15 protein-coding genes are annotated in these 16,482 nt (G+C 37.4%); 8 read left to right on the top strand and 7 right to left on the bottom strand.

Going from position 1 to position 16,482, the window contains the following annotated elements; genetic code table 11:
* Positions 1–124 precede the first annotated feature (124 nt).
* Complete coding sequence (gene cysC, locus F6K15_RS17520; protein ID WP_375341071.1) at positions 125–706, bottom strand: adenylyl-sulfate kinase; 582 nt, start codon at positions 704–706, stop codon at positions 125–127.
* Between the two features lie 366 nt (positions 707–1,072).
* Here cysC and F6K15_RS17525 point away from each other — a divergent pair, with 366 nt between their 5' ends.
* The 4 genes from F6K15_RS17525 to F6K15_RS17540 all read left to right on the top strand — a co-directional run bounded on the left by F6K15_RS17525 (position 1,073) and on the right by F6K15_RS17540 (position 5,523).
* On the top strand, positions 1,073–2,284 hold the full coding sequence (locus tag F6K15_RS17525) for an RNA-guided endonuclease TnpB family protein (RefSeq protein WP_293062870.1): 1,212 nt from the start codon (positions 1,073–1,075) through the stop codon (positions 2,282–2,284).
* A 41-nt stretch (positions 2,285–2,325) separates the two neighbouring features.
* Positions 2,326–3,753 (top strand): DASS family sodium-coupled anion symporter, encoded by a 1,428-nt coding sequence (locus F6K15_RS17530; RefSeq protein WP_293062810.1) that lies wholly within the window; start codon positions 2,326–2,328, stop codon positions 3,751–3,753.
* A gap of 137 nt (positions 3,754–3,890) precedes the next feature.
* Positions 3,891–4,325 (top strand): hypothetical protein, encoded by a 435-nt coding sequence (locus tag F6K15_RS17535; protein ID WP_293062811.1) that lies wholly within the window; start codon positions 3,891–3,893, stop codon positions 4,323–4,325.
* A gap of 628 nt (positions 4,326–4,953) precedes the next feature.
* Complete coding sequence (locus tag F6K15_RS17540; RefSeq protein WP_293062872.1) at positions 4,954–5,523, top strand: Uma2 family endonuclease; 570 nt, start codon at positions 4,954–4,956, stop codon at positions 5,521–5,523.
* Between the two features lie 528 nt (positions 5,524–6,051).
* Here F6K15_RS17540 and F6K15_RS17545 read toward each other — a convergent pair.
* The 3 genes from F6K15_RS17545 to F6K15_RS17555 form a co-directional block, all read right to left on the bottom strand.
* Positions 6,052–6,840 carry an ABC-2 family transporter protein gene (locus F6K15_RS17545; protein WP_293062812.1) on the bottom strand — a complete coding sequence of 263 codons (789 nt, stop codon included), beginning with the start codon at positions 6,838–6,840 and terminating at the stop codon, positions 6,052–6,054.
* Positions 6,841–6,910: 70 nt separating this feature from the next.
* Positions 6,911–7,621 carry a DUF1963 domain-containing protein gene (locus F6K15_RS17550; protein WP_293062814.1) on the bottom strand — a complete coding sequence of 237 codons (711 nt, stop codon included), beginning with the start codon at positions 7,619–7,621 and terminating at the stop codon, positions 6,911–6,913.
* Between the two features lie 485 nt (positions 7,622–8,106).
* The gene (locus F6K15_RS17555; RefSeq protein WP_293062815.1) at positions 8,107–9,105 is read right to left on the bottom strand and encodes an ATP-binding cassette domain-containing protein; all 999 of its coding nucleotides are present in this window, start codon (positions 9,103–9,105) and stop codon (positions 8,107–8,109) included.
* 89 nt (positions 9,106–9,194) lie between these two features.
* On the opposite strand from F6K15_RS17555, the gene F6K15_RS17560 reads away from it, so the two are divergent.
* Together F6K15_RS17560 and F6K15_RS17565 are read left to right on the top strand one after the other, a co-directional pair.
* Positions 9,195–9,998, top strand: coding sequence for a calcium-binding protein (locus F6K15_RS17560; RefSeq protein ID WP_293062817.1), 804 nt, complete (start codon positions 9,195–9,197; stop codon positions 9,996–9,998).
* Between the two features lie 145 nt (positions 9,999–10,143).
* Entirely contained in the window at positions 10,144–10,272 is a 129-nt protein-coding gene (locus tag F6K15_RS17565; protein WP_293062819.1) for a hypothetical protein, read from the top strand.
* Positions 10,273–11,250: 978 nt separating this feature from the next.
* Here the strand turns inward: F6K15_RS17565 and F6K15_RS17570 are convergent.
* Positions 11,251–11,391: a hypothetical protein gene (locus F6K15_RS17570; protein ID WP_293062821.1), complete on the bottom strand. Its 141-nt coding sequence runs from the start codon at positions 11,389–11,391 to the stop codon at positions 11,251–11,253.
* 174 nt (positions 11,392–11,565) lie between these two features.
* On the opposite strand from F6K15_RS17570, the gene F6K15_RS38440 reads away from it, so the two are divergent.
* Both F6K15_RS38440 and F6K15_RS17575 read left to right on the top strand, forming a co-directional pair.
* Positions 11,566–12,021, top strand: coding sequence for a helix-turn-helix domain-containing protein (locus F6K15_RS38440; RefSeq protein WP_363268173.1), 456 nt, complete (start codon positions 11,566–11,568; stop codon positions 12,019–12,021).
* Positions 12,002–12,838 (top strand): RNA-guided endonuclease TnpB family protein, encoded by an 837-nt coding sequence (locus tag F6K15_RS17575; RefSeq protein ID WP_363268175.1) that lies wholly within the window; start codon positions 12,002–12,004, stop codon positions 12,836–12,838. Before F6K15_RS38440 ends, F6K15_RS17575 begins: the two co-directional genes overlap by 20 nt.
* Before the next feature lie 31 nt (positions 12,839–12,869).
* Here F6K15_RS17575 and F6K15_RS17580 read toward each other — a convergent pair whose 3' ends face one another.
* Positions 12,870–13,670 carry a hypothetical protein gene (locus F6K15_RS17580; RefSeq protein WP_293062823.1) on the bottom strand — a complete coding sequence of 267 codons (801 nt, stop codon included), beginning with the start codon at positions 13,668–13,670 and terminating at the stop codon, positions 12,870–12,872.
* Between the two features lie 599 nt (positions 13,671–14,269).
* Positions 14,270–16,482: DUF4912 domain-containing protein (locus F6K15_RS17585; RefSeq protein WP_293062825.1), on the bottom strand; the 2,213-nt coding region annotated here is incomplete at its 5' end.

Consider the following 16,482-nt stretch of genomic DNA (forward strand, 5'->3'; position numbering starts at 1 on the left):
TTAGTGATAAAAAAAACTGCCTTCTCCTTAATATCTTAAAACCTCCTCTTATTTCCTCCTGAATACTGACTCGTTAGTCGTTTATTTATAACTGTTCAACCGGGCATGATATTAAATAAATTTCCTAAATTCGTACAAAATTACCGTTAATATGAGAGCGATCGCTAGGTTCTAAATAACCTAAATTATTCATCTTCAGTATAATTTTCTCCTTACTTTCAGCAACTGTTTCTAAGTCAGTTAGACATTCAACTTCAGGATGAGGAGGTGCTTCATAAGGTAAGTCAATGCCAGTAAATTCTTTAATTTTTCCAGCTCTGGCAAGTTGATAAAGTCCTTTTTTATCTCGTGCTTCGCAAACTTTTAAAGGTGCATTCACATATACTTCCATAAAATTACCAATTCTTTTTCTAACCTCAGCCCGAACTTGATTATAAGGAGAAATAGCAGAGACTAAAACAATTACACCATTACGAGTTAAAAGATGAGCTAAAAACCCAATTCTGCGGATATTTTCATCTCGGTCTACTTTACTAAAACCCAAACTTTTACCAAGGTCTTGACGAACAACAGTACTATCAAGAACTTCTACCGTATAACCAAGCGATCGCAACTCTTCTGCCACAGCTAAACTCAGAGTAGTTTTACCAGCACAGCTTAAACCAGTAAACCATACTGTTAGACCAGTTTGATTGATTTTTTCCATTCACAACATACCTATAAAAAACAAAGTTTAAATCCCAAATAAAAATAGGAATTTTAGGAATTTAAAGTTTCATCATTATTCTTGACTTGAAATATTTACTATGATATCATAAATGTTTAGCTTGCCACAAGTTAAAATAGTGTAAAATTTAACATCTCAATCAGTTATCAAAGCCATATTGAAAGAGTAAAAATTATTTTAAATTCCTCATAGCATCACCAATTTAACCCAATGTCGCAAGAATTCCCCATCCCTCTATAGAGTGAGGATGAATTATGACCAGTGGATAATCTGCAGGAGCGACCACTCTCAGCAAATCTTGTGCCATAATAATTTGTTGTCAACCTGAGTTTTTTTGCCCTATCTATTTTGTACAGAGCCATCAAAGTCAGAATCTACCCATCAGCCGAACAATCCCAAAAACTAACTCAAGTTATGGGGTGTGCTAGATGGTGGTGGAATTATGCCTTAAACCTGTGCAATGAAACTTATCAACAAACAGGCAAGAGATTAAGCCAAGTTGCTCTCAATCAAGTTTTGCCCAAACTAAAAAAATCTGAAGAAACTGCATGGTTGAAAGAATGTTATTCTCAAGTTTTGCAGTCAACGACCCTGAACCTAACCAAGGCATTTAAGAACTTTTTTGAAAAAAGGGCTAAGTACCCGAGATTCAAATCTTATCATGGGAAGCAATCCTGTCAATATCCTCAAAACACATCTGTAGTTGACAATGGAGTGAAAATCCCTCAAGTAGGGGTAATTAAAGCCTCAATTCATAGATTGTTTGACGGTCAATTAAAAACTGTAACTATTACTAAAACACCCACAGGAAAGTATTATGCATCATTGTTATTCGACACTGAACAAGAAACTCCTGAGATTGTGTTAACTGGTAAGGTTGTTGGTATAGATCTGGGGTTAAAAGATTTCTGTATTACCCATGATGGAGAAAAAACATCTAAATATGGTAATCCGAGGCACCTCAAGAAACATGAGCGAAACTTAGCAAGAAAACAAGCGAAATTAGCTCGTAAGAAAAAAGGAAGTATTTCAAGACAAAAAGCACGCCAGCTAGTGGCTAGGGTTTACGAACGTATTAGTAATGCCCGTCAAGACTTTCTACATAAATTATCAAGAAAAATCGTCAATGATAATCAGGTAGTGGTCGTTGAGAACTTGAATATCAAGGGTATGGTTTGTAATCATAAGCTAGCTAAAGTAATATCTGATGTCGGATGGGGGATGTTTGTCAATTTCCTTGAGTATAAACTACAACAAAAAGGTGGTTTGTTAATAGAAATTGACAGATGGTTTCCTAGTTCTAAAACTTGCTGTAATTGTCTCTACCAAATGTCAGAAATGCCATTAGAGATGAGAGAGTGGACTTGTCCGAATTGTGGCACACACCATGATAGGGATGAAAATGCCAGCAAGAATATCAGAATAGAAGGCATCAGACAATTATCAGTCTTGGGAACCAGGACTGCTGCTGAAGGAGGGGAAGTAAGACCAAAAGCTGGGCGTAAGTCCGTCTTGAGGCACTCCCCTGTGAGTTCAGAAGCCCCAACTTTAGCGTAGCAAGTTGGGGTAGTTCACTCTCCGCAATTTAACTCATGTAAATGGAAAATATCAGACATCTTCGTAGTTGGTTACGCATATCTCGCCAACCTAAGTATCGTTGGCTTTGGTTTGTAGCTGCAGCACTGATCTATGTAAGTATTCTCCTGTTTCCAATAGCAGGAATAGAAAAAGAGGCAAAAGGAGCTTTAGCAGTATTTGGAGTAACAGCTTTCCTGTGGGCAACGAATACCTTACCAGTAGCAGTCACAGGCTTAATGGTCTTATTTTTAATCCCCCTAAGTGGTAGTATGTCTGCCACAGAAACTTATGCTTATTTCGGCAACAAAGCAGTATTTTTCGTATTAGGAGCATTTATTTTAGCCAGTCCTATTCAACGTTCAGGACTGAGTACCCGTCTAGCACTAACAGTAGTTTCCCGTTTTGGCAAGACCCAGAATACTTTAATTGCCTCTATTTTAATTCTTTCCGCTGTAATGTCTTTTGTGATTAGTTCCTATGCTGTTACGGCAATGTTATTTCCAGTGGTGATAGAAGTTATACAAGCAGCAGGAGCTAAACCCGGTGGACGTTTTGGACTAGCAGCATTCTTAGCTTTAGGGTGGGGTTGCGGTATTGGTGGTATTGCAACTTTACTTGGAGGTGCCAGAGCACCACTAGCATTAGGAGTTCTTCGCAGCACCACTAATGGAGAATACGATGTCAGTTTTGTGGAATGGTTTATCTGGTCTATTCCTTTAGTCATATTACTGTTGACAGTGGCTTATTTTATCTTACTCCAAATAGGAAAAGGTACAGTTGTGTCTTTACCAAACGCCCTAAAATTTCTCAAAATTAGGTCAAAAAGTCTGGGAGGAATTTCACCAAGAGAAATTGGTACATTAGTATTAGTGACAGGGATAGTTTTATTGTGGATTTTTCGAGGAACAGTTTGGGGACTAGATACAATAGCTTTTTTTGGGGTGATGTGTAGCTTCATTTTTGGGTTAGCAAGTTGGCAAGAAGTAGAAGAAGATGTTAACTGGGGTATTTTTTTGATGTATGGTAGTGCTATTGCTCTAAGTGCAGTATTAAGAGATACGGGGGCAGCACAAGCATTAGCAGAGAGCTTATTGGGATCGTGGATTAATTCTGGTTTAATTTGTTTTGTAGCAATGGTGTTGATTATTACCATATTGACAGAAGGAATGAGTAATGCTGCTGCTGTGGCAGTCTTGATGCCAGTTGGACTTGCTTTAGCAGCTAAATATGGCATAGACCCTAGAGCAATGACATTGGGTATTACTCTGCCATCAGGTCTGGCTTTTCTTTTGCCAGTAAGTACCCCAGTAATGGCCATTATTATTGGTAGTGGTTATGTGTCGCCTGCTGAAGCTTTTAAGCGTGGCTTATTGCTAAAATTAGTAGGGACTTTGATATTCTTGGCAATGGCGAAATTTTATTGGCCTTTATTTGGGCTGGGGGTTTGAACAATTAATAATTAATAATTAATAATTAATAATTAATTATTACCTCTCCTTGAAAAGAAGAGGATTGACTAAAAGGAAAATTTTTTCTTGTTTCTCCTTGAAAGGAGAGGCTTTAAACCTTAATTATTCGGTAAGATATGAATATTTGGTTAGTAGTTGCAAATCCCTATGCTTACGATAAAGCAATGGGGAAAGGAATCTCAGAAGCTCAACAAAATCAAGCTAAATTGAGAGTTGTATTTTTTATTAATAATAATTCAATTAATGATGTTATTGGGGAACTGGGACAAACTGGTTGGTTAGGGTCTAATCCTTTGCATAAACTTCAAAACTCTATGTTGGATGGTTATCGCGCTCTAGCTAATGATGTTTTGAAACGGGTAAAACGTAAAGCTAAAGAAAAAGAAGTAGAATTAGACATTCAGGAAGTAATAGAAAGACCTAGTTTAGAAGAATATTTGTTTGAGCTTGTAGAGGAAGATGCAATAAAAATTATTGTTGCTGGTCCTCAGTTACTTACTGCCAAAATTGGCCACTTACCGAGTATAGCAGAGTATATTGAGGAAGATTAGGAACAATATCATTTCAGTTATCAGTTATCAGTTATCAGTTATCAGTTATCAGTTATCAGTACTTCTGCAATAAGGAGGCTTAAAGTCTGGAATATTCTCTTTTTTTATCCCCTGAAAAAGGGAGGCTTGAGAGCAAAATTTTCTGTCATCAATTCTTGTAGTTTGTTATTTATTTGTTTATTGAAGTTCTAAAAATATTTATCTCATCAAGTTAAAAATTGGTGTAGGTAATTTCAGTTATCAGTTATCAGTCATCAGTCATCAGTACCTCTGCAATAAGGAGGCTTGACATAAGGAATATTCTCTTTTTTTATTTCCTTAAAAGGGGAGGCTTGAGACCAAAAATTTTCGGTCAATAATATATTCAAATAATCAGTTATATCAGAAGGAAGAAGGAAAAATCTGGCGTTGTTTTAGTTTTAAGCTTTTGAGATGTCTGCACCCTTTACTTCAACTGCTATATCAAAAAACATAGCTTCTTGCTGATGAATAATCTCCCTCCAGATTTTCTATTACTCACTATTTTAGATAAAATTATTTATCTGAATTGAGCGACAAAATATATATTTTTCTGTTTTTTTTCCTGATTCCTCGCATACAAACAATCTTGACGAAAGAAGTGAATCTGATAGTACAAGTTAAACATAAATTTCAAAGTTTTGAAGAATATTTATCATACAGTAATAATTCAGAAAAACTCTGTAAATTATTTAATGGTGAATTAATTGAAATTCCTCAAGAATCAGGTTTAAATGTTGAAATTGCTACTTTCTTGTTGCTGAAATTTGCCTTACTTTTAGGTCATCGTCAAGTACGGGGTCAAGGATTAGAATTAGAGGTTAGAGGTGAGCCGAAAAACCGTTATCCCGATCTGACTATAATCCGAGAAGAACATATTCAACAATTATTAAAGCGGAATACAATTCGCCTTTCTATGTCTCCTCCTTTATTAGTTGTTGAAGTTGTTAGTCCTGGAGAAATACAAAGAGAGAGAGATTATATTGCGAAGAGAATTCAATATCAAGATTGTGGTATTCCTGAATATTGGATTGTTGACCCTGAAAATCAAACTCTTCTAATATTAGAATTAATTGGCAAAAATTATACAGAAGTCGGTAGTTTTTCTGGTAATGATTTAGTATTATCTCCTAGATTTAGAACGCTTAATTTGAAAGTTTCCGCAATTTTTGATGGTTGAAGAAGGAAGGATTCATTAATTGATAATGGATAATTACCTCTGGTTAAAACCAAGAGAAGAAAACATTTTATTTATAGCGGTTTTCACTCATGTTGACTACAGTAAAAATTATAGATATACCTAAAGTTTAATAAGCTACAGAAATAGTTGTATTCTATGTTAATGAAAACCGCTATAAGCGTCAATCATCTTCTTTTCAAGGAGAGGTAATGATTAATTATTAATTATTAATTAGGGCTTGCTGATTAAATATAAAAGTCTTTACATATCAAAGTTTTAGCCTTTTTAAGTATCAAAAAGTGCGAGGTTTTAAGTGGTAATGGTTCAAAAATGAGCGGATTTTGCTCAAGAGTTGGGCAGAAAAATTAAGGGGCTATTCTTCCTACTATCTCCTCTATAGTTCCCCGTTCCTCCTGTCTTCCCCTCCTGGGAGGGGGAGGGGCGAGGGGTGGGTTGTCTCCTGTCTCCTGTCTCCTACTAAAAGACTTTTTCAGCAAGCCCTAATTATTAATTATTAATTATTAATTATTAAGCCCCCATCCCCGAATATTGTTTTAACCCCTTTCGCCACAACCAACGATTTAATCCCAAAAATATCGCACCCCAACCAAACATTATCAATAACCCACGCCCAATATCCACAGGCAAACCCACTAAGATAGAAGCAGGAAAATAAACTATATAAGGAAACGGAGTCCATAACGCTATTTGATAAACTGACTCTGGAAACACTTCTAATGGAGCAGTTATTCCCGATAAAAACATATAAGGTAAAAACCAAAGCTGTTCAAGGGCGCTAACTCTTTCTATCCAAAAGGCAAATAAAGCCATTGTATATTGAATTAAAAATCGTAATGCAAATGCTATTATTACTACAATTAAAAATAACAAAAAATTGCTCAAACTTGGCAGCCAAAATATCCTGGGATACAGAACAAAAAATAATAATATTAAACCTAATACAAAAGGTCCTCTAGCAAACCTTTCTCCAATATGACCAAAGAAATGATGCCACACCGGATCTATAGGTTGTAATAATTTAGGAGATAATTTCCCCTGAACTACTTCTATTTCAAAATCCCAAATTACCCAAACAGGAGTAATTGAGCGGACAATAAATACAGCTAAGAAATAATGAGAAAACTGCGATTTATCTAATGCAAATTCACCTGCTACTGAAGCTTTTACCCAGACTCCCATCATAATAAAAGGCAAAGAAGATGACAACATCCATAAGAATAATTCGGCTCTATATTCTAACATATAGGCGTAATAAGTAGATAGAAAAACTTTGGCTATTTTGATGATTTTTTTCATGGTTGAAGAAGAAAGAAGGAAGAAGGAAGAAGGAAGAAGGAAAAATATTATAAGTATTATAAGTACTATATTAGGCACAAGCCCAACCAAATGCTACCTGATTTTTATGATATTTGCATTGAGTAATATGACCACAACCAAGGTCTCCAAACATAAAGGGTAAATTATCTTCAGAATCAACCTGAAAAACTAACCGCATTCTTTCACCACAAATCGGACAATTAGGATATTCTATTCCCTGAACCCATAGAGGCCAACCTGCTAATTTATCTCCTTCAATTGGGAAATTATCGAAAAATAATTCATCTAAATTCAAATCTAATTCTGCACCAAATTCTGTTGCTTCTTCATAATTAGGATAATCTTCTAGATATTGCCAATCGACGATTAATTTAGGAGGAAAAAATTCTTGATTTTCAGGAATTTTTACATCTTGTGCTTTTCCTTCTGGCTGAACTATTCTAATTAAATGAATGTCGGAAAATGGTTCCCATCCTTCATAATCGCAATCACAAAGTAGTTCTTCATTAGTGCAATAAAACATCTGTAAAATACCACTACCAAATTCATTTTTTAATGCTTCTGATAGGGTATTAAGGTTTAGCTGAAGAAAGAATTGTAAAGGATTTTGGCAATGGGGACATTTCGGCCATTGTTCATCTTTTCCTAACCAAGGTTTACCTGCAAATTTAGAAGCAGTTAAATCTCCATCTCCATCAATAGTTATTGGTTTCCAAGCGTGACGTTTATAGGGTTGAATTTCTGGGGGAATATTAGTCATAATATTTATTTGTAGAAAGAATTAATCAACTATTTGGAGGATAGTAATTAATTTAAAAAATTGAACGTTTCAGATTATTTATTACATTAGTTCATAAATTAGTAATTTAGCGATCGCCTCACAAGCTAGACCAAAAAAATGCTAACTGATGTTTATGATTTTGACATTGAGTAATATATAGGAAAGAGTTTGCCCACATTTAAAAATACCCTTTATTCAAAAAGTTGAATTATTTCATTGCCATCTCTCTTTAACTATTAGTGCTGGTACATATATTTGGCGCTAAAGCGCAACTACAAACTTACAGAAATTTTGAGGATAATGAGGTACAGTTATCAGACTATTTATTCCTTCCCTGTTCCCCGTTCCCTGTTCCCTGTTCCCTAAAGCAATACAACTTTGTACCTCATCAACTCGGTAACTGCTGTAATAGAATTCGGAAATTTTCCAACTTTTGAATTTTGAATTTTGACTTTTGATTTCAACTATACTTTCCCTGCACGAAAAACTCTACCAATGACCTCCTCAATAGGTGGATCAGTCACCGTTAAATCTTGCACTTCTAATTCTGCCAAAATCTGAGCTACAGTTGCCGTTAAATTTTCCCGCCGCACCAACAAATGTACTGACTGACCTTCCAACATTTCCACCTCCCCATAATTAGATAAATGTTGCTCAAAATTATCTACATCTGTAGACACAGGATTAAGTAATTCTATTTGTACCTCTCGATAAGGAGCAAAGCGATCGAGTAAACCATCTAAACTGCCATCATAAATTAATTGACCTTGATATATCAATAACACGCGCTTACATAAAGCCGTAATATCAGCCATATAATGACTCGTCAACAATACAGTTGCCTGATAACGTTGATTATATTCTTGCAAAAACTCCCGCACTGCCACTTGTGCATTTATATCTAAACCTAAAGTTGGTTCATCCAAAAATAAAACTTTCGGTTGATGCAACAAGGCGGCCATCAACTCTGCCTTCATCCGCTCCCCCAGAGATAATTTTCTGACTGGTTGCTTCAACTTTCCCTCTAGGGACAACATTTCTGTTAATTCCATCAACCGACTATAATACTCTTTGTCAGAAAGACCGTAAACAGCAGCATTAATTTTCAGGGAATCTAACACTGGTAAATCCCAGATTAACTGTTGTTTTTGCCCCATGACTAAAGTAATTTGTTCTAAAAATTTTCTCTTGCGTTCAAAGGGTACATAATCTGCTACCTTAACTATACCGTTAGACGGATGAATTAAACCTGTGAGCATTTTCAGAGTAGTAGTTTTACCAGCGCCATTGGGTCCGAGAAACCCCACTACTTCCCCCGGGTCTATTTCAAATGTAATATCTTCAACTGCCTTAACATATTGGTAGTTGCGACGTATAAAATGACGTAGTGTTCCCTTAATTCCTGGTTCTTTGATGGCTACTGGGTAAATTTTGCTCAGATTTTTAGCGAGTATAATAGACATAACTTTTGAATATTAATTTGAGTTACAGACAACATTTGACATAAATAGAACAGCAAAAAATTTAGCATATTTAGGAGACATACTAAGTTATGGTACTTACTCAAGATTTTTCAGATTCTTTTCCTCGTTTATTGGGAACAAGTGATAATGATAATGAGATTCTCACAGTAGAGCAATCTACTTCTTTTCCTGGGGGAGTATTAGCTCTCAGTGGTGATGATATCATTACTGGTTCATCTGTCAACGACTTAAATTTTGGTGGTAGAGGAGAAGATCAGTTATTTGGAGGGGGTGGTAATGATAGTTTGTATGGTAACAAAGATACAGATTTTCTTGATGGTGGTTTTGGTGATGACATATTGTATGGAGGTAAGGGTGCCGATCTATTAAATGGTGGAGAGGGTAATGATACTCTAATTGGTGATGCTGGTGTTGGTATTTATCAAGGTGGTTTGGGAAGTGATGTGTATGTTTTCAGAACGGAGTTAGCAGGAATAACACAAGATTTAAGTGATATTATTTCTTTATTTCCAGGAATTCCCAGTACTGTTGAATTGCCTAATGCAATTATTACTGATTTTAACTCTACTGAAGATATTATTGGATTAACAGGAGGGATGACAAAATCCGATCTGATATTTGAAGATTTTAATAGTTTTGAGGAGTTTGGGATTAATACAAGTTTGATTTTACCATTTATCGGTGATGAAGTCGAACTGTTAACCAAAGCAGGTATTTCAGAACAGGATTTAGACCCAAATAATGATGGTGTTTTAGAGGGTACTGCGATTAAAATGAGTGGTACAAATCAAATGTTAGGATATGTGTTGAACACAAGTTCGACAGAAATAGCAGCGTTGCCAGAGTCACAGTTTATTAGTGTTAATTTTTAAGGAAATAGATAAAGAATTTAGGGATGTTTTATGGAACATCCCAAACCTACATTCCGCACTTCAAAGCTTAGTATAAAAGGCAAGTAGTTATTAGTCAGTAGGAAATGATGCTTGCTAATTAGGGTTTGCTGAAAAAGTCTTATGGGTGAGGGTAGGAGACAGGAGACAACCCACCCCTAACCCCTCCGGTGGAGGGGAAGACAGCTATACTGGAGAAATGGGAATTATAGAGGAGGTAGGAGGAATTATTGTCAGAGTGATTTTTCTGCCATAATCATCCCAAAATACTAGCGTGCATGGGCTTTTTGAGCTGAAAACAGGCGCACTTTTTAAAGGCCAAAAAACGCACTTACCAATATCAGTCAATGCTTTGATATTTAATCAGCAAGCCCTAATTATCTGGCTCCATCAAGTATTTCTGCTTAATTTATTCAATAGACATCTCCGATAATCAAAAATCAAATCAATTATCGTGCATAAATTATCAATTATATCATGTCCGGTTGAATAGTTATAAATAATAAGGGAGTCCTCAGGAGTCAACCCACCCGCGGGCTTCTCCCAGGAGGGGAGGGGAACAACCGAGTTAGGAGGAAATAAATATTGGAGGAATAGTATTGATAATTTCAGTATTTCTTTGGTACTGTCGGTACCCGGAGTCCTTAAATTTTATTTATAACTGACCCGTCCGAACATGATATTATTTCCCCCTACTCCCTACTCCCTACTCCCTCTTTTCCGGAGAGGTCTAATTTTTATTGGGTTCCCGTCTCAGTTAAATTATAATGATTTATATCATGTTCGGATGATCTCTGATAATAAAGCCAAAATCATTATAGTAGAAGTATTCAGAAGTTATATCAAATCCGTTGGCTTCGGAGTAATATCATGTCCGGATAATTAGTGATCAAAAAAACTTTCTCCTCTTTATTCTTTCTTCTTCTTTCTTCCCTCCTGACTCCTGACTCCTCAGTCGTTTATGTATAAGTATTCAACTGTACATGATATAATATCATGTCCGAATAATTAGTGATGAAAAAACTTATCCTCTTGCTTACAGCGCTTTTGCTCATTGATGAACCACATCTTCACACATCAAACCTTGTAGGGACGTTCCATGGAACGTCCCTACTGTGGTCTACCGTGCAGGAAAACTGCTGTAAACAGTAAATCTTTCTATTTTCCCCTCCTAGGAGGGGAAGGGGCGAGGGGTGGGTCCCCTACTCCCCTACTCCCCTACTCCCCCGCAGGGCTAATTCATTGCCTGGGGAGAATATTCATAAGAAATACATTTAATTGTGCAAATATACAAATCTCCCCATCCCCCCCATCTCCCCATCTCCCCATCTCCCCACATTCCCCTCCTGGGAGGGGCTAGGGGTGGGTACTCCATCCCCCCATCTAATTACACCGATGCTACCGGATTTTATATTACTTCTGCTCACCAAGAAAATGGGTCTGAAGCCTCGCCCATAAGCGGGCGACTTTTTATTGGTTTATTGGTTTATTGGTTTATTGGTGAAAAAGTAGTAAGTATGCTATCATATTATTAGTTTAAATAAAAATTATGAAAGCTAGATTTAAGTATCGTATTTATCCAGCACCGGGACAAAAAGCCAGATTAGCAAAGCTGTTTGGTTGTGTTCGTGTTGTGTGGAATGATAGTCTAGCTTGCTGTCAGGAAAAGTACAGATTAGGAGAAAAGAAACCCACTAATTCTGAGCTACAAAAACTCTTTATTACTCAAGCAAAAAAGACTGAAGACAAAGAATGGTTATCAGAGGTTTCAGTTGTACCATTACAGCAATCACTGAATGATTTAAACCAAGCTTATCAAAACTTTTTCAGTTCGACAAAAGGCCAGAGAAAAGGCCAAGCCATAAAACCTCCCAAATTTAAAACCAGGAAATCAAAACAGACTGCCAGGTTTACCTTGAGAGGGTTTAAAGTACACCAAGATAAAGTTTATTTAGCTAAGATTGGAAAGCTTAAAGTAGCCTGCTATGCGAAAACTACCCAGTGAGCCTAGCTCAGTAACAGTAATCAAAGATTCAGCTAATAGATACTTTCTTAGTTTTGTAGTAGAAATACAACCAGAAACTTTACCAAAAACGGATAATTCAGTAGGTATAGATTTAGGAATTAAAACTTTTGCTACATTAAGTAATGGTCAAAAAATTGATGCACCAAAACCACTAAAGAAACGAATTAAGAAATATCGAAAGTTAAGCAAATCATTATCTAAAAAAACTAAAGGATCTAAAATATATGAAAAAGCTAGGTTGAGGGTAGCTAAATTTTCCTACGGAATGCTGCGCAAACATGCCAAACTGAAAGATACAAGAACTGATTTTCTGCATAAATTATCTACTAAAATAATTAGTGAAAACCAAACAATTGTTTTAGAATATTTGTTTGCGAAGCATTCCGAAGGAAACGTTTCTGGTATGGTGAAAAACCGTAAATTATCCAGAGCAATTTCTGATTTAGGTTGGAGAACTTTCAGAACATTCCTAGAAGGAAAAGCAGAAAAATATGGTCGTAATTTTAGAGTAATTAGTCGTTGGGAACCAACGTCCCAAATATGCTCATGCTGTGGCTTTAAAGGTGGTAAGTTAGACCTTCAGGTGCGAGAATGGGAGTGTCTCAACTGCGGTACAAGACACGATAGAGATGAGAATGCAGCAATAAATATATTAGTCGCGGGCGGGCAGTCCGAGACATTAAACGGACGTGGAGGCAAGCGTAACCCACCCCCATCCCCTCCCGGGAGGGGAGCAAGAGGGGTGGGTGCAGCAGCCTGTGAAACGTTAACCCGCCGAAGAGCTGCAGCTCGGTAGGAATCCCCGTGCCTTTAGGCCGGGGAGGATGTCAAGAATGCACGTTCTCCACAGAAACAATTGCCACTAAGCTGTCTAAAATTAACTGACCAAAAACTTGTTCCATTTCTGTTGCTATACGTCCATACTCTCCTTCATAGGGTGTTGTTTCACCCCGATGCTTAATTAAGGACTGTAGAACTGTTACTGCGTGTTTTTTAAACTGTGTCGCTCGCCAAAACAAAGCAGCAGTTTCCATATCCCAGGCACTCTTTTTCTGGGTACTGCTTTCTAAGATATTAATCAGACTTTTAACATTATCAGTTCTTTCTCCGATTAGCTCAGGGTAATTATAAGCATGATAATCTTCAACATGATGGCAAATCATTAACTGTACTGGGTAAAACAGTGATTCTGTCTGATGCCGAAGACTGTCTACCAGTAAGGAAGAAGCAAAAACACTCTGACCCCATTGTGAAGCAGAAAGACCCGAATCGCGCATCAAGCCATAAAGGTTATTAGCTTCGTCAATGATATTAATGTCTCTAAGATTGTCTGGAGTTACATATCGATCATTAGAGCCGTAGCGAACAATATAATCAGCTTCAGCAGCATACATTTCCAGAAAGGCAAAGCCAGAGCCGCCAGCACCCATTGGTACACTGGCAACAAACATATAGTGTCCCTGGTAACTACCTGTGTAAATAACTATGCCCCAACTGTCGGTATGCAATTGAGCTGAAGGAAAATAACGGTTGACTAGACGCTGAGCGCGCTGAGGATTGGAGCAAACAATACCTGCTGCAGGGAGAGGTTTCTTGATAATTACGTTTTCGGATATGGTGAATTTCATGGGAGTTTCGACTTAGTTAACAATTTGCGATACGGAGCGCGATATAATACGCTAGTTCTCACACGCAAGTAGTAACGATGGTGACGCTTTGTATCTTCTGCACTAATCGCGACTTAAACATTTCTGGCAGTCTATCTATATAGACATAGACCTCAGAAGAAATCCCGCTCCCTAGGCTAAAACGGCGCAGTTAGGGTTTGAGGATTTTTTCTGATGTTGATTGACAAAGACTTAAATGCAGGTATAGACTGTACAGATGCGGTCGGCTCGACCGTGAATGCCTGTGGATGAGTAACCGCCGACGGCCTCACAAGAAGCAGGAAGTAAACAGCCTCCTCCGGAGGAGCTACGCTATCAATTTGTCATGTTATGTGACGCTTTGTGTCAGTTTTATAGAGCAGCAGCAGCAGTACATTAACTTTTCAGGTCGCGGAGCAAAGCGGAAAGCTTCTACGTTAGCAAATGGCCATTTGCTGGCGCATAACTATCGTTAACGTCCCTGTGGTCTACCGAAATGAAAACCGCCGTAAGCGATCATCCGAAAATGATATAATATAATGTAGATGGGTAAATATTACGAAATTTACCCACCCTATTACTTAGGAATATAACTTAGCTACAGAAACAGTAAGTTCTCCGTTATTATCATCAGGATAAGTATCGACAAACAAGGCATACAAAGTAGTCGTTTCCAAGACCTCTAACGTTAGTGTTTCGTGAGACCCATTCAAAGTTGACCAGGTTTGCCCAACCGGAATATTTGTCTTTTTATTCTTCACTTTTCCACCAAAAATCCAAAGTAAAACAAATGGTTCACCAGAGGGACAGATATTAGAACCGTAACAAAATGTACCACTTTTAATCCGCACAATATAAATCCCTGGTTCAAGGGTTTCAGAGACTGCTGTTTCTTGCATTCCCTTAATTTGTGCATCATTTAGTGAATAGCAATTGTTACGACTATGGACAACAAGATGCTGAATTTCACAGTCACCAGGGGTGATGTTGCTTGTTGCGATCGCTGTTTCTTCTTTGCTTCCCGATCTTTGAGAAATTAAATCTGCACCAATAGTTGCTTCACCAGGAAGAATTGTTCCTACTGCCTCAAGATTTTCAGTTTGAGTCAAAACAGTTATTCGCAGTGGGTTAGAACGAGCAATCCTTAGCCACTGCAAATTATCAGTGACATAACCAATCTCTGCTAAATAATCAACATAACTAAGAGAACTAACATTGATAGGTATTTCTTTTTTCTGGATAGACTCCTCACAATCGTATTGTTGTATCTTTTGAGCTTTTTGTGAGTCTATATCAACATCTGTAACATCATAAATCCGCAATTGGTATTGTTGTCCACCTTGTTGTTTGGCTGCATCTTTAGCAGCTTGAGAAACTACTAAATGAACACAAGCACTCTGACGATCGTGAGGCACTATAGTAATCCAACTAGATTTCAATGCTTCCTCTGGAATCGTTGCTGTAGTGGGAGTTGTATCTAACTGTGTACTTTTTACTTCATCACTGTCTACAGTAAAATTAGGTACAGGCATCCGGATACGGTTAGAACGAGCCAATTTTAGCCACTCATCCTCATCGGTGACATAGCCTATTTCTGCCTGGTAATCGCGGTCACTAACAAAAACAGGTACCTGCCTTTGCTGAGTAGATTCCTCACAATCATAGGCTTGTACATTGTATGCTGGCTGTGTATCCAAGTCAATACCTGTAACATCATAAATTCGCAACTGGTATTGTTCTCCCCCCTGTTCCTTCATTGCATTTTTCACAGTTTGAGGAACTTCCCAAGCTACCATCATATTCTCTGGATTATCAGGAGCAATAGTAATTTTACACGGAGGTAATACCCATTTTACTGGTGTTTTACCTAATATTTCTGGTTCTTGTGCTACATTTTTATCTTCATCTACACGATATTCTGATATCCGAACTCGGTTAGAACGAGCCAATGGTAGCCACTGACCATCATTAGTAGCATAGCCTATTTCTGCTTGATATTCGCAATCATCTAGTAAATTTCCTACTTGCCACTGCTGATTTGACTCTTCAGAATCATAATACCTTGTACTGTGAGCTGGTTGTGATTCTAAGTCAATATTTGTGACATCATAAACCCGCAGTTGATATTGTTTACCTCCATATAATTTAGCTGCATCTTTGTCTGCTTCTGGAACTGACCAAGTTGCTGATGCACTTTTACTATGATGGGATTTCAGATTTATTTTACTATTTAGTTCCCGTTTTCGATTTGCCCATGCTGCTAATAATCCTGCTCCTCCTAATCCTAATGCTATTTCCCCTATTCCAATACCATCTGTTGGAGTTGTTTGATTTTCATCAACTGGTGTTGTTCCTGTATCTGTTGTCTCTACCTCTGATTCTGGTGTTGATACTCCTATACTTGGATTTTCATCCACCCTCGTGACAATTTCTGGTCTTGATATCCTGAGTTTCTCTGAACGAGCTAACTTTAACCACTGACCATCATCTGTTACATAACCTATTTCTGCCTGATATTCATGTTCTGCTTCTAGAGAATCTAGTTGTTTTTCTGTGGTTGATTCTGAACAATCATACTGCTGCACACTTTGAGCTGGTTGTGAGTCTAAGTCTATATCTGTGACATCATAAACTCGTAGTTGATATTGTTTACCTCCTAGTGATTTGGCTGCATCTTTGTCTGCTTTTGGTACTGACCAAGTTGCTAATCCATTTTGATTTGGTTGTGCTGTGAGATTAATTTCACTATTTTTGTCTCGATTTGCCCATGCTGCTAATAATCCTGCTCCTGCTA

Source organism: Okeania sp. SIO2B3 (assembly GCF_010672525.1).
Lineage (GTDB): Bacteria > Cyanobacteriota > Cyanobacteriia > Cyanobacteriales > Microcoleaceae > Okeania.

Bases quoted from the DNA above. Each gene is read 5' to 3' on its own strand.
- cysC (WP_375341071.1), bottom strand. From the start codon at position 706: ATGGAAAAAATCAATCAAACTGGTCTAACAGTATGGTTTACTGGTTTA.
- F6K15_RS17530 (WP_293062810.1), top strand. From the start codon at position 2,326: ATGGAAAATATCAGACATCTTCGTAGTTGGTTACGCATATCTCGCCAA.
- F6K15_RS17535 (WP_293062811.1), top strand. From the start codon at position 3,891: ATGAATATTTGGTTAGTAGTTGCAAATCCCTATGCTTACGATAAAGCA.
- F6K15_RS17545 (WP_293062812.1), bottom strand. From the start codon at position 6,840: ATGAAAAAAATCATCAAAATAGCCAAAGTTTTTCTATCTACTTATTAC.
- F6K15_RS17550 (WP_293062814.1), bottom strand. From the start codon at position 7,621: ATGACTAATATTCCCCCAGAAATTCAACCCTATAAACGTCACGCTTGG.
- F6K15_RS17555 (WP_293062815.1), bottom strand. From the start codon at position 9,105: ATGTCTATTATACTCGCTAAAAATCTGAGCAAAATTTACCCAGTAGCC.
- F6K15_RS17560 (WP_293062817.1), top strand. From the start codon at position 9,195: ATGGTACTTACTCAAGATTTTTCAGATTCTTTTCCTCGTTTATTGGGA.
- F6K15_RS17570 (WP_293062821.1), bottom strand. From the start codon at position 11,391: ATGGAGTACCCACCCCTAGCCCCTCCCAGGAGGGGAATGTGGGGAGAT.
- F6K15_RS38440 (WP_363268173.1), top strand. From the start codon at position 11,566: ATGAAAGCTAGATTTAAGTATCGTATTTATCCAGCACCGGGACAAAAA.
- F6K15_RS17575 (WP_363268175.1), top strand. From the start codon at position 12,002: ATGCGAAAACTACCCAGTGAGCCTAGCTCAGTAACAGTAATCAAAGAT.
- F6K15_RS17580 (WP_293062823.1), bottom strand. From the start codon at position 13,670: ATGAAATTCACCATATCCGAAAACGTAATTATCAAGAAACCTCTCCCT.